The sequence below is a fragment of the Clostridium amylolyticum genome (assembly GCF_900142075.1).
GTDB lineage: Bacteria > Bacillota > Clostridia > Clostridiales > Clostridiaceae > Clostridium_AA > Clostridium_AA amylolyticum.
This window is the reverse complement of sequence record NZ_FQZO01000002.1, coordinates 108724-122205: the sequence shown is the minus strand read 5'-3', so window position 1 is coordinate 122205 and position 13482 is coordinate 108724. Positions and strand designations below refer to the sequence as shown.

The following is a 13482-nucleotide window of genomic DNA, read 5'->3' as shown; positions in this document are numbered from 1 at the left end:
ATAAATACATAAGTAAAATTAATAACAAGGAGTGATTAATATGAAAAAAGGTTTATTAGCAGCATTAGCAATTACTATAGCATTAGGGGCAGGTGCAACAGCTTATGCAGCGACAAGCTCTTCAGCACAGCCTCAAAGATTAGAACTTGGAAGAAAGATTTCTCAAAGAGGATGGGAAATTAGAAATACTATATTAGAAAAACTAGGAATATCTCAGGATGAGTTTACAGAAGGCAGAACTGAAGGGAAATCTATGTATGATCTAGCTAAAGAAAAGGGGATAACAGAAGATCAAATAAAAAGCACTATGTTAGAAGAAAAATCAAAGCTTATAGATAAGGCAGTAGAAGAAGGGAAAGTCACCAAAGAAGATGCAGCTAAATATAAAGAAGACCTTAAAAGCAACATAAATAGTTGTGATGGTTCCTTTGGAAGAGAGAGAACAGGTATGGGCCTAAATGGACAAGGCAATGGAAATGGCCAAGGAATGGGCAAAGGTCAAGGCATGGGTAGAAACGGTGCAGGAAGAGGACTGGGGAGATAATTGAGAATTTAAAATTTAGAATTTAGAATTAAGAATGATGGAGGTTTTTCTGAGAAGAATACTCAGAAAAACTTCAGCTGAAAAGGGACTATGGCATAATACATATGTGTTATGCCATAGTCCCCTTTTAAAGAACTCAATTCAGGCCTTTGATTAATATTTAATGATTAATAAGTCTTATAGCTGATTATTATAGTCCTCATCCATTTTGTAACACCAGTTTAGCTTTGTTTAGTTACAACAAATAAATAACCAATGGTATGTCTAAATTGATTATTACCTTTAAGGTTTTAAACTACTTTCTGATGGGTTGGCATGTGGGACAATAATATACATTACCTCCCAGGTATGCCTGTCTGATAATAGTATCTCCGCATATGGGACAGGGATTCTTAAAGGTCTTATTGGAAAGTATTGTCTTATATCCTCCTCTGGAACCAAACAAATCCTTTTCAGTGTCACGTCCACCTTTATCTATCATTTCAAAAAGAGTATTTTTTATATTTTTGAACAAACTCTCTACTTCCTCCTGGGAGAGCGCTTCAAGTCTGCTTTTGGGATTGATTTTAGCGTTAAACAAAATATCCTGCAATACTCCATTTCCAAGTCCAGGAATACGTTGTTCAGTGGCAAGAAAAGCCTTTACACTGAGGGATTGTTTCACGCCTGACAGTAAAGTTTCAAAATAGTTTTCATGGAATTCCTCAGAGAGAGGTGAAGGCTTTTGCTTTGCTACAAGGTAATAGAGGTTATCATTTTCTCCCTGGGAAAATACCCAAAGGCCGCCATACATTTGAACTGTACATACTATAGAGGAAGAATCCTGAAATTCAATATGAAGCTGATGCTTTTTGGGGAGAATCTCTCCTGGGTTAAAATATCTAATATTGACGCCGTCGCTAAATAATAATCTGGAGTTTTCAGCCGTTATCTCAACCTGACCGGCAATAGCTGCGGCGTTTCCCAAAATTTTCCTGGTAAGTAAGCTGTGATAATGATTAGGGTCTCCGAAAAAAAACGCAAAACTATGTGGTGATGAGTTTGCATACACATTTTGAATTGTTTTACCTTTAATTGTTTGGTTTAATTGTTTTGATATAGTATGGCTTTCAGGTATTTCAAGCATTTATAACACTCCATTCTATTTGAAACTTTCAATAAAAGCTGAAGAACAGCAGCATATTTATTATACATTATAGAATAACTTATGCGGTTATATAATATCCTTTTACTTTTATAGGTATAATATAACCTAGATTATACATTTATTACAATATATAAAAACAAGAAACTCTTATAAGCTTCTTGCTTTTAAACCTCCATTATAAATTTTAAATTACTTGAAACACGTAGAATTTCAAGTAGTATGACTCGTCGGAATTCCAAAGTATTGGGTGGTCTGCGGATTGAGTTCTGAACTCTATCTGTCTAAGCTGTCTTTTGGCATCCTTGGCTGCATCAGCTATGATGCTGCTTAGGAGTTCTTCTTTCATGTAGTGGGAGCAGGAGCAAGTTACAAAATATCCTCCTGGCCTTACCATTTTTAAGCCTCTAAGATTTATCTCTTTATAGCCTCTTTTGGCTCCTAAAACAGTGTCTCTAGACTTAGTAAAGGCAGGAGGGTCCAGTATTACCACATCAAACTGCTTTCCAGCTCTTGACCATTCTGAGAGTATATCAAAGGCATTATCACATTGAAATTTAACTATTTCAGAAAGATTATTAAGCTCAGCATTTTTTCTAGCAAAATCCACTGCATGCTGTGAAACATCTATACCTAAAACGCTTTTAGCCCCTGCTATCCCTGCATTTAGTGCAAAGGAGCCGGTATGGGTAAAGCAATCTAGCACTTCTTTGTCCTTGCATATTCTATGAATGGCTTTTCTATTTTCCTTCTGATCCAAGAAGAAACCAGTCTTCTGTCCATTTTCTAAGTCCACATTATATTTAACTCCATTTTCCACTATTTGAATCATGGTATCAAAGGGTTCAGTGAGAAAACCTTTTTTTTGTTCCAAGCCTTCTAGCTCTCTAGTAGAGATGTCGCTTCTCTCATAAATACCTTTAGCGCCATATTCCTCCACTAAAAGTTTAACTACTACATCTCTAAACTTATCCATACCTAAGGTGGAAAATTGAACTACATAGTAGTCTTCATATTTGTCTATGGTAAGGCCAGGAAGAAAATCTGCTTCTCCAAATATAAATCTACAGCTGGAAGTGTCTATTACATCTTTTCTATAGTTCCAAGCATGTTTAAAGCTTTTCTTGAAATATTCATAGTCTATATCCTCATTAATATCTCTAGTTAGAATTCTTATGGCAATTTTAGATGCATCATTTATATATCCTTTTCCAATAAACTGTTCCTTTGAACTATATACATCTACAATATCGCCATTTTCATAATCTCCATCATAGCCATCTATCTCGTCGGTATAAATCCAAGGATGGCCTTGCTGTGCCTTTTTACCTTTTCCGGTATTCAAATAAAATTTACAGGACATAAAATCCTCTCCTTCGTAAAAAATCCTGTTAAAATTATAGCACAAAGGAAGAGAAATAATACAATATTTTGTATGATGTAATTTTGGTGATATAATATAAATACATTATTATAATGAAATGCATAAATATGGTAGGAGAGTAAAAATGAAAATTTCCAATGTTAGTATAGGGAAGAAAATTATTATAGGTTCTTTGATTGTAAACAGCATACAGATAATTCTCATATTGCTTTTAATAGTAAACAGCCATTCAGGAGAAAATCTTAAGGCTTTAAGCGGTGTTCTTTATATAATTGCTTTAACCATGGCTATAAATAGCTTTTTTACAATAAGAAGCTTATATTCCCTTATATTCAGCAATGGAGAAAAGCAAGGCCTTGTTCAAAGTATAAATGATTTAAAGGAGCTGAACAGAACTTTAAGGGCTCAAAGACATGATTTTTTAAATCATATTCAGATTGTTTATGGACTTTTAGAATTAGGAGAGCAGGATGAGGCCCTAAAATACATGGAGCCTGTTTATAAAGATATATCTAGGGTAAATAAGGCTCTTAAAACTTCAGAACCTGCGGTAAACGCCTTACTACAAGCTAAGATGCACATAGCTGAGGAAAAACATATAGATGTAGAGCTTAGCATCACTTCAGATTTAAAAGAACTTTATATGCCTTCTTGGGAATATTGCAGAATTATAGGTAATTTAATAGATAATGCAATTTTTGCCTTAGGAGAAAATCTTGGAAAGAAGAAGTTATATATAGAAATATCTGAAGATAGTTTAAGTTTTAGGACATTCATAATAAATAATGGTCCTAAAATACCTGAAGCAATTATAGATAGTATATTTGAAGAAGGCTTTACTACAAAAGGAGATAAGGGTCAAGGTATGGGACTTTCTATAGTAAAAGAACTGGTAGAACATTATAATGGTAACTTGATGCTCACTTCCATAGATGATAAGACTAGCTTTTATATTGAAATTCCTAAAAACACAGCAGATAAAATCCAAGGTTAAAGGTATGATTTTAGCTATAGAAGTTTATACCTAAATTAGTTTAGTATTATAAAAGTGACATTTGGACAAGTTAAATGTATAAGTTGTGGCATATGAATTTTAATTACTGGAATATTGATATAGTATAATAGCATAATAAGATTATGAGAGGTGAGAAAATGGACTGGGGAGCATTTATTAGCAATGTAAGTGCTGTAGCAATAGTATTATTTACCATAGGGATAATTTTAGTAGTAATAGAAATGTTCATTCCAGGCTTTGGAGTGGCAGGTATTTCTGGAACGGTATGTCTAATACTATCAGTTTTATTTGCAGCAAATTCTTTCTTTGAAGGGCTGATATTGATGCTGGGAGTTTTTGCTATAGTGGGTGTGCTGTTAGGCATTGTGCTAAATTCTCTTTCTCGGGGAAGGATGAGCAAAACCCTGGTGTTAACAGAGGAACAGAAGAAAGAAAAAGGATATATTAGTTCCGATGATTTAAATTACTTTATCGACAAAGAGGGAATGGCCATTACAGACTTAAGACCTTCTGGAAGTGCTGATATAGAAGGAGTTAAGCTAGATGTGGTCACCGATGGTGAGTATATCTTAAAAGGCACTAAGGTAAAAATATTAAAGGTTAAAGGTAACAAAATTTTAGTAAGAAAAGTAATCAATTAAAGTCTTATGACTTAAAAGAAAGGGGTTAATTTTATGGATAGTAGTACAATTTCTCTTATAATTACAGTGGCAGTGGTTTTGGTGGTATTGTCAATATTCTTTAGTTTTGTACCATTAGGTTTATGGATTTCATCCTTAGCAGCTGGAGTAAAGGTAAGCATATTTAATCTAGTAGGTATGAGACTTAGAAGAGTTAGTCCTAACAGAATAGTTTTACCATTAATTAAATCTACAAAAGCAGGTATAAATGTTAGTGTTAATGAACTTGAAGCTCACTTTTTAGCAGGTGGTAATGTAGATAAGGTTATTGATGCAATGATAGCAGCAGAAAGAGCATCCATAGATCTTCCTTTTGAAAAGGCAGCAGCAATTGACCTAGCAGGAAGAGATGTTTTAGAAGCAGTAAAAATGAGCGTTAACCCTAAAGTTATTGAAACTCCTAATGTATCAGCAGTGGCTAAAGATGGTATAGAATTATTAGTTAAAGCTAGGGTTACAGTAAGAGCTAATCTTGAAAGACTTGTGGGTGGAGCTGGGGAAGTGACCATTCTTGCAAGAGTTGGTGAAGGTATAGTAACTACAGTAGGTAGTTCAGAGTCTCACAAAGAAGTTTTAGAGAACCCTGATAAAATTTCTCAAACTGTTTTAAATAAAGGTTTAGATGCAGGTTCAGCCTTTGAAATACTTTCTATTGATATAGCAGATATAGATGTGGGAAGAAATATTGGTGCACAACTTCAAACCCTTCAAGCGGAAGCTGATAAGAACATTGCCCAAGCTAAGGCAGAAGAAAGAAGAGCTATGGCTGTAGCAAGAGAACAAGAAATGAGAGCAGATGTTGTAGCAGCAGAAGCAGAAATTCCAAGAGCTCTTGCTCAAGCTTTAAGAGAAGGAAAACTAGGCATAATGGACTATTATGACATGCAAAATGTAGTATCAGATACCAATATGAGAAATTCCATATCTGAATCAGGAAAAAGCAAACTAACAATTTCTGATAATAAGGATAACAAATCCAAGGATCAAAAATAGGAGTTGAGAATATGGATGACTCTATGAGAAATTCTATGGATAAAAAGGATAAAAATAATAATACTGGTTATATTGACAGTATTGTTAAGGAGATTACTTCCAGTAGATTAAAACAGGCATTTATTATGTCAGAAATCTTAAATAAGCCTGTGTCAAAGAGAGAAAAATCTAACAGAAGATATTTAAGGAGAAAACCATAATGAATTATAGGGTATTGATAGTAGACGATGAAGCTGGCATGAGGCTCTTAATTTCAAAAGCAGTAACAAAAATGGAAGGCTTTGATGTTATAGGAGAGGCAGCCAGTGGAGAAGAAGCTTTAAACTTATTTAAAAAGAATCTTCCGGAAATAGTGTTTTTAGATGTGGAATTAGACGGCATGTCTGGTGTAGAATGTGCCGAAAAGATTTTAGAGATTAATCCTAAAACTATGATAATATTTGCAACAGGCCATAATGAATATATGCCAAGAGCCTTTGAGATATATGCTTTTGACTATATTATAAAGCCTTTTAAAATCGACAGGATATTTCAGACTTTAGATAGAATTAAAGGAATACTCAAGGAAAACACTGAAATTAAAGTGGAGGATAAAATAAGGCCAAGCAAATCCCTAGATAAGCTTATAATTAAAAATAAAGAAGGAATAAGCTTTGTAGATTCATCAGATATCATTCTCATTCAAAGAGAAGATAAGTCTACTGTCATATACACTTCTTCAGAGAGATTTGTAACCTCTGAAGCTCTTACAGATATAGAAGATAAACTTGATGCTAATAAGTTTATGAGAAGCCATAAGTCCTATATAATTAATATTTCTAAAATAAGCAAGATATTTCCTTATGGAAGATGGACTTATGTGGTTAAGCTTAAAGATACAGAAATGGATGCTTTATTGACTCATGAAAAGTATGAAGATCTTAAAAAAATGTTTAATCTTTAAAGATTCAAAGCCATGCTGATAATAACAGCATGGCTTTAATTTTGCATATTATTATAATGTCATCTACAGTGGGGAAGTGTTAATATCTTCAGCTACACTGCCGTTATCAATGCTTGAGATATCTCCATTTATATTTTCTGGGATTCCTGTGCTACCCACCATACCTTCCATTGCAGCACTATCTTTAGTGGATGAAGACTTAAGTTTATTTTCTAGTTTATTGTATAGCTCCATTTCTTTTTGTTTTATCCAAGGCATGAGAAGACCTCCTTAGTTAGTATTTAGTTAATTCACTAGACAAAGGTATTATATCCAAATAAAATGTTTTTTATTGATCAATTACCACAAACATTGATATTTCGTATTTAGACCCATATGTGCTACTATATTAGTAGAAAATTTGTACATAAAGGAAGGAAGCTTAATGAATATAATATCTGTTGAAAATATAAGTAAAAGCTATAGTGAAAAAGCTTTAATTGAAAATATATCACTAGGAATAAATGAAGGGGAAAAGATAGGACTTATTGGTGTCAATGGTACAGGAAAATCTACCTTATTAAAAATAATTGCAGGGGTAGAGGTGGCAGATTCAGGCAATATAATAAAGGCTAATAGGGCAAGGATAGAGTATCTTTCCCAAAATCCAGCTTATGATGATGAAGCTACTATAATACAGCAAGTTTTTAACGGTAACTCACAAGAGCTAACGCTCCTTAGGGAATATGAAGAAATTTTATATAAAGTTCAAGGACAATTATCAGAAGAAGAGTACAACTTGTACAATGGAAGGCTTTTAAAGCTTCAAAGCTCCATAGATAATATGAATCTATGGGATTTAGAAAGCGAAGCTAAAACCATTTTAACAAAGCTTGGGGTAGAGGATTACAACGCAGTAATGGGTGAATTGTCTGGAGGGCAAAGAAAGAGGGTAGCTTTGGCCTCGGCGCTAATAACTCCTTGTGATCTTCTTATACTAGATGAGCCTACTAACCACATGGACAATGAAACCATAGATTGGTTAGAAAAGTATCTAAAGGGCAGAAAAGGCGCTTTGCTTATGGTTACCCATGATAGGTATTTTCTAGATAGAATAGCTAACAGGATAATTGAATTAGATAGAGGAAATTTATACAGCTATGAAGGAAACTATAGTGTTTTTATTGAAAAAAAGTTAGAGAGAGAAGCCTTAGAAGCTGCCAGCGAGGATAAAAGACAAAACCTATTAAGGAAGGAACTAGCTTGGGTAAGGCGAGGTGCGAAGGCTAGGAGTACAAAGCAAAAGGCTAGACTCCAAAGATTTGATGAGCTTAGCAGTAAAGAGGTTACACAAAAATCTCAAGCTGCAGATATTTCTTCTGTAAGCTCACGCCTAGGTAGGAAGGTCATAGAGATAAAGAACCTTAGTAAAAGTATAGAGGACAAAACTCTTATTAAAGATTTTACCTACACCCTTCTTAGAGATGACAGGATTGGGATAGTGGGGCCTAATGGTATTGGTAAATCTACCTTAATGAGGCTTATTTATGGAGAAATAAAACCTGATGGAGGAAGCATAGACATTGGGGAAACAGTAAATATAGGTTTCTTTTCTCAGGAAAATCAGCACATGGATGATGATATGAGAGTTATAGAGTATGTCAGAGAAGAAGCGGAATTTATAGCTACTTCTGATGGAGAGAAAATATCTGCATCCCAAATGTGTGAGAGATTTTTATTTGATGCCACTATGCAGTGGACTCCTATAGGAAAGCTTTCTGGAGGAGAAAAAAGAAGGCTATATTTACTAAGAGTACTTATGAAGGCACCTAATGTACTGCTTCTAGATGAGCCATCTAATGACCTAGACATAGAAACCTTAAAGGTTTTAGAAGATTATTTAGACAATTTTAAAGGAGCTGTAATTACAGTTTCTCATGATAGATATTTCATAGATAGAATATGCAGTAAAATATTCTTCTATGAAGGAGCAGGTAAAATAAAACAATATAATGGTAATTATGAAGATTTTATTGAAGCTAGAGAAGAAGAAGTGAATAGTGTTACTAATTCTAAGAATACTGTGGATAAAAAAATATCTTCTGTGGATAAATCTGAAGAAAAAAAGAAGAAACCACTTAAGTTTACCTTTAAGGAACAAATAGAATTCGAAGAAATAGATGGGATCATAGAAGATATAGAAAATCAAATGGAGAGTTTAGAAAAATCCATTGAAGTCTCAGCTTCTGACTATGAAAAGCTTCAGGAACTTTTAGAAGAAAAGGAAGCTCTGCAAATTAAATTAGAAGAAAAGTATGAAAGATGGGAATATCTTAATGAATTGGCGGCTAAAATAGAAGCTTCTAAAATTTAATAGTAATATAACTCATCTAAGCTAAATATGTATTAATAAAGATTACATTAAAAAGTACTTAGAGGAGTATTGCTAATGGCACGTTATAGGTACCCTAGGTTTGTAGATAAAAATAGTATATTTACTATAACTGATAAGGACAATGAAAGAAGATATGTCCTTAGGATAAGGCTTAAAGGTAAAGGTAAAGAGTCTTTATTAGTGATAATAAAAAACATGGGAGCTGCGGATGAAACTGACTGCGATGGCAAAGTATATAGAATACTAAAATATGTATACCAAAGCCATGATTTAGTGGATGTTGGAGAAGTCATAATAATGAGCCTCTTTCCCCTATGCTGTTGCAAAAGCAATCACATAATACAAAAGCTATATGAAAAAGGGCCTGACTTCATAAGCGGCAATGATAATTTGTTTATAGAGGAAGGAAGGGCTATTCAAAATAGGCAGCTTCTTAAAGAATATATTTTTAACACTGATAAGATAATATTAGCCTGGGGCACTCCAGTTAACGTGCTGCAAAAGTTCTTTAAGGACAATGCAGACTATGTTATAAATCTCTTAAGAAAAAGCCAAAGGCTTAATTCCACTCAGCAGATTTATACAGTGGGAGAAAAAAATATTACAGGACATCCTAAAAGCTGTTTATGCTGGGGATATAAAGATACATTAAATAAATATTAGCCATAAGTAAAATAATATTAATTGGTAAAATATTTAATAAAAGTATTTATATGGTATAATAGAGTTGTAATATAATATAAAGGATGTGCCTATATGAAAAAGATAGTAACTATTATGCTCATGTTATTATTCATTTCTATGCTATTATTTACAGCGTGTTCTTCTAGTAGAGAAATCACTGAAAAGGACAAAAAAGAAGCTACAAAAGTATTTAAGGAATACAAGGAAACTGAAATAAACACAGAAGAGCTTACCTTAGATCAGGTGGAGGAAAAGGGCAGAAAGAATTATGATAAAATGATGTATATGGTGACAAAAGAGCACTTAGAGAGTATAACAAATCAAAGGATCCCTATATTATATCCTAACTTTGCAGCGGAAAAAGGCGTGTCAGTGAAAGTAAAGAATATAAAATTAAACTTTGATGATAATTTTAAGGAGAAGTTTAAGGCTGATTATGATGTGGAAATCAGTGTAGATAAAAAAGGTGCAGAAAGTAAAATAATTAGTGAAAAAGGAATAGTATATTTTGTAAAAGATGATAAGAAAATCTTAATTGAAACAGAAAGTTTTATGCCGCCTTCTGAATTAAAATAACTATATAATTTTAAAATAAAAGCATTGCCTAAACATATTATAGGCAATGCTTTTATTTTTACTTATACCTGTTGTAACAAACTATATCTGGTAATTCCTTTCTAGATCTTGCTTCTGGTTCTTCTGCAGGATATCCCAATGGGGTCATAGCCGCTACCATGACATCGTCAGGTATATCTAATATTGCTCTTACCATATTGGTATCAAACATGCCTAGCCAGCAGGTACCAAGGCCTTGCTCATGAGCTTCTAGCATCATGTAAGATAAGGCTATGGAAGCATCTACCGTATTAGAGGGCTGACCGCACATCATAGTTCTGTTTAAACCCTCTGTACAAACCACTAAGGCTAAAGGGGCCTCTAACACCTGTTTTTGACCTTGAGCTGCATGATATAGCTTTTCTATTATTTCTTTATTATCCACCAATATAAACTTCCATGGTTGGTTGTTTCTAGCTGATGGAGCAAGCCTTCCAGCTTCAAGGATCTTATTTATTTTTTCTTCCTCTACAGCTTTAGGGGAATATTTTCTTATACTGCGCCTTCCTTTAATAGCATCTAAAACATTCATAATTTTCAACCTCCTATTTACTTTAGGTCTAATTTAAAATACTTATAAAAGCATTAATCTATTCTAATTTTAAAAAAATATTTTTTAGTAGTTAAAGCACATTTTACCAAATTATCATTGAAAGTTCAAATTAAAAGTCCACTTAATTATGTATGTAGTAACTAAACTATATCATAAACCTTTGAAACATTTACAATATGTTCCTTTAGTAGTACTATATTAGATAAGCAAAATATTTAATTTGGGGTGAGGCTATGAGGACATATTTGCTTAAAAGAACATTTTCCATGTTCACATCTTTAATACTTATATTTATATTTTCTATTACACTATTTGTTTATCTTCCAGGGGACTATACTAACAACTTTATTATGAAGAGAGAAGACAAAGATGAACTTAGAAGAGAACTGGGGCTGGATAAAACTAAACCACAACAAGTTTTATACTGGGGTAAAAGGTTAGCAACTTTTGATTTAGGAAATGCCTTTGGAAGTAAGGTGCCTGTAAAGGACATTATAAAAGATGTTATAAAAAATTCTGCTTCCATGTATGTGCTTTCCTTTGGTGTGAGCATAATATTAGGGGTTATATTAGGAGCCTTAGCTGCTTATAAGAAAGGCGGGGTTTTTGACGGGGTTAGCAGAATACTGGTGCTTATAGGTATAAGCAGCCCAGTGGTGGTGGTCTGTACAATATTTATGGCTGTTTATTTTTATACATTTAAAGTATCTGTGGAGTATTTTTATGGAACGGTAAATAATAGGCTTACCTTCGTATTTTTAGTGCTTCTTAATGTTCCGTTATTTATGAAATACAGCAGAAGCATGATGATTGATATACTATCAGAGGATTATATAAAAACAGCTAAATCAAAAGGTTTAGGAACTTTTAAAATTTTATTTAAGCATGGTATGAGAAATTCCTTAGTAGGGATAGTAGGAGCCGTGGGTGTATCTTTAAACACTATCATATTCACAGGATGCTTGCTAGAGACTATATTGCAGTTTAATGGAATAGGATCGTTAATTACCCAAGCAACCTTTAACAGGAATTATCCTTTAATGCTAGGTAGTGTAGTAGTATTAGCCTTCATTACCGTAGCCTTCAACTATTTCTTTGATATAGTTATGCATATAATAGATCCTAGAATAAGAGTGGCAAAGGAGGCGTAATTATGGATATGGAATTAGAAGTTAATAATACCGCAGAAAAAGAAGTGATACTTTCACCTTGGAGAGTTTCTCTTAGAAGGTTTAAAAAGGACAAGTTATCTATGGCGGCTTTTTACATATTATCCTTTATAGTTATAGCAGCTATAATAGGACCTATAATCTATCCATATAAAATGGATACTTTAGATCTTCCTAATATGAATACTCCGCCTAGCCTTATGCATCTATTGGGCACTGACTCCTTGGGCAGAGACTTACTTTCTAGACTTTTTTATGCAGGAAGAGTGTCTTTAGTCATAGCTTTTTTAGCTTCGTTGGTTCAAATATTAATTGGTACAGTTTTAGGAGTTCTTGCAGGCTATTATGGTGGAATTGTAGATGCAGTGATAATGAAAATAAGTGACGTACTTATAAGTATGCCTTTCTTGCCAATATTTATTCTCATTAGTGATTTGATGTCTACTCAAGATATATATTCTTATAAGAGGATATATATAGTTATGATCATTATTGGTATGTTAACTTGGCCAGGGGTATGCAGGCTTATAAGAAGCCAAGTGCTAGCCATGAAAGGAAGAGAATTCATGGAAGCAGCAGAGGCTTTGGGTATAAAGGATAGCAGGAAGCTTTTTAAATATATACTTCCAAACACTATAGGCCCTGTTATAGTAGCATCTACCATGGGAATTGCTAATGGGGTACTAATTGAAACTTCACTAAGTTACATAAGGTTAGGCGTCATACCCCCTGTACCCAGCTGGGGAAACATGGCCCAGTCTGCTACAGACATATTTACCTTACAATATTTATGGTGGTACTGGCTTCCTGCTTGTGTATGCATATTCTTAACCATTACCTGCGTAAATATTATAGGTGACGGTTTAAGAGATGCTTTCGATGTAAAACTTTAATTATATATAACCCAATAAAGTAAAATAAAAGTGGTATCTTTTGGATACCACTTTTTTAGAGGGTTAAATATCAACTATTGGTTCAGTTGTTTTTCTAGAAGCTCTTGTATCTTGGGGGTACATCGTCTTCCACCACAACCGCCTGAGCCAGCTCCTGTAGCTTTTTGTACCTTCTCTACAGTATCAGCTCCATTGGCTATGGCCTCTTTAATTTTAAGTCTAGGAATTGCTTTGCATAAGCATACTTTTGTGTGTTTATCAAGCACTAGCTCCTGGAGTCTTCGTTGTTTATCTTCTTCGCTTTCTTCTTCATCTTTCTTATTAGATTTAGAAGATTCCTGTTTCTCCATTTCCTTTTTTGACTTATCTAATATTTCTTTATTAGCTTTATCCTGTGCTTGATCATATTTTTCGTTAAAATTGTTTTCCATAATTAGTCCTCCATATATTTCAATTATCAGTAAGGGGGAATGTAATTGAAAAGTTATTAA

The 13482-nt window shown here is 33.6% G+C and carries 16 protein-coding genes; 11 read left to right on the top strand and 5 right to left on the bottom strand.

All coding sequences use genetic code 11. The features are described 5' to 3' along the window. The first annotated feature begins 40 nt into the window (after window positions 1-40). Window positions 41-544: a hypothetical protein gene (locus BUA82_RS05155; RefSeq protein WP_073005364.1), complete on the top strand. Its 504-nt coding sequence runs from the start codon at window positions 41-43 to the stop codon at window positions 542-544. Between the two features lie 295 nt (window positions 545-839). On the opposite strand, the gene BUA82_RS05150 is transcribed toward BUA82_RS05155, so the two are convergent. Continuing rightward, a complete protein-coding gene (locus BUA82_RS05150) occupies window positions 840-1670 on the bottom strand; it encodes an endonuclease VIII (protein WP_073005362.1) in 831 nt (276 codons plus the stop codon). Between the two features lie 205 nt (window positions 1671-1875). Continuing rightward, on the bottom strand, window positions 1876-3051 hold the full coding sequence (locus BUA82_RS05145; protein ID WP_073005360.1) for a class I SAM-dependent rRNA methyltransferase: 1176 nt from the start codon (window positions 3049-3051) through the stop codon (window positions 1876-1878). Between the two features lie 145 nt (window positions 3052-3196). Between BUA82_RS05145 and BUA82_RS05140 the strand changes: the two genes are divergently transcribed. From BUA82_RS05140 to BUA82_RS05120, 5 genes are all read left to right on the top strand, one after another. Next, the gene (locus BUA82_RS05140; RefSeq protein ID WP_073005358.1) at window positions 3197-4066 is read left to right on the top strand and encodes a sensor histidine kinase; all 870 of its coding nucleotides are present in this window, start codon (window positions 3197-3199) and stop codon (window positions 4064-4066) included. Between the two features lie 158 nt (window positions 4067-4224). Next, the gene (locus BUA82_RS05135) at window positions 4225-4728 is read left to right on the top strand and encodes an NfeD family protein (protein ID WP_073005356.1); all 504 of its coding nucleotides are present in this window, start codon (window positions 4225-4227) and stop codon (window positions 4726-4728) included. Window positions 4729-4761: 33 nt separating this feature from the next. After that, window positions 4762-5760, top strand: a complete 999-nt coding sequence (gene floA, locus BUA82_RS05130; protein WP_073005354.1) for a flotillin-like protein FloA — start codon at window positions 4762-4764, stop codon at window positions 5758-5760. Between the two features lie 11 nt (window positions 5761-5771). Next, the gene (locus BUA82_RS05125) at window positions 5772-5960 is read left to right on the top strand and encodes a hypothetical protein (RefSeq protein ID WP_073005352.1); all 189 of its coding nucleotides are present in this window, start codon (window positions 5772-5774) and stop codon (window positions 5958-5960) included. Beyond that, window positions 5960-6703 carry a LytR/AlgR family response regulator transcription factor gene (locus tag BUA82_RS05120; protein ID WP_073005350.1) on the top strand — a complete coding sequence of 248 codons (744 nt, stop codon included), beginning with the start codon at window positions 5960-5962 and terminating at the stop codon, window positions 6701-6703. Before BUA82_RS05125 ends, BUA82_RS05120 begins: the two co-directional genes overlap by 1 nt. 63 nt (window positions 6704-6766) lie before the next feature. Here BUA82_RS05120 and BUA82_RS05115 read toward each other — a convergent pair whose 3' ends face one another. Continuing rightward, window positions 6767-6961, bottom strand: coding sequence for a hypothetical protein (locus BUA82_RS05115; protein WP_073005348.1), 195 nt, complete (start codon window positions 6959-6961; stop codon window positions 6767-6769). Window positions 6962-7127: 166 nt separating this feature from the next. Here BUA82_RS05115 and BUA82_RS05110 point away from each other — a divergent pair, with 166 nt between their 5' ends. The 3 genes from BUA82_RS05110 (at window position 7128) to BUA82_RS05100 (ending at window position 10337) form a co-directional block, all read left to right on the top strand. Further along, entirely contained in the window at window positions 7128-9056 is a 1929-nt protein-coding gene (locus BUA82_RS05110; protein WP_073005345.1) for an ABC-F family ATP-binding cassette domain-containing protein, read from the top strand. A 75-nt stretch (window positions 9057-9131) separates the two neighbouring features. Then, complete coding sequence (locus tag BUA82_RS05105) at window positions 9132-9740, top strand: DUF1643 domain-containing protein (protein WP_073005343.1); 609 nt, start codon at window positions 9132-9134, stop codon at window positions 9738-9740. 93 nt (window positions 9741-9833) lie between these two features. Next, a complete protein-coding gene (locus BUA82_RS05100) occupies window positions 9834-10337 on the top strand; it encodes a hypothetical protein (protein ID WP_073005341.1) in 504 nt (167 codons plus the stop codon). Between the two features lie 58 nt (window positions 10338-10395). Here BUA82_RS05100 and BUA82_RS05095 read toward each other — a convergent pair whose 3' ends face one another. After that, the gene (locus BUA82_RS05095) at window positions 10396-10908 is read right to left on the bottom strand and encodes a nitroreductase family protein (protein ID WP_073005339.1); all 513 of its coding nucleotides are present in this window, start codon (window positions 10906-10908) and stop codon (window positions 10396-10398) included. Between the two features lie 254 nt (window positions 10909-11162). Here BUA82_RS05095 and BUA82_RS05090 point away from each other — a divergent pair, with 254 nt between their 5' ends. Beyond that, window positions 11163-12080, top strand: a complete 918-nt coding sequence (locus BUA82_RS05090) for an ABC transporter permease (RefSeq protein ID WP_073005337.1) — start codon at window positions 11163-11165, stop codon at window positions 12078-12080. 2 nt (window positions 12081-12082) lie between these two features. After that, complete coding sequence (locus BUA82_RS05085) at window positions 12083-12991, top strand: ABC transporter permease (RefSeq protein ID WP_073005335.1); 909 nt, start codon at window positions 12083-12085, stop codon at window positions 12989-12991. Between the two features lie 74 nt (window positions 12992-13065). Here the strand turns inward: BUA82_RS05085 and BUA82_RS05080 are convergent, their stop codons facing one another. Further along, window positions 13066-13257 (bottom strand): (2Fe-2S)-binding protein, encoded by a 192-nt coding sequence (locus tag BUA82_RS05080; protein WP_073006189.1) that lies wholly within the window; start codon window positions 13255-13257, stop codon window positions 13066-13068. Window positions 13258-13482 lie beyond the last annotated feature (225 nt).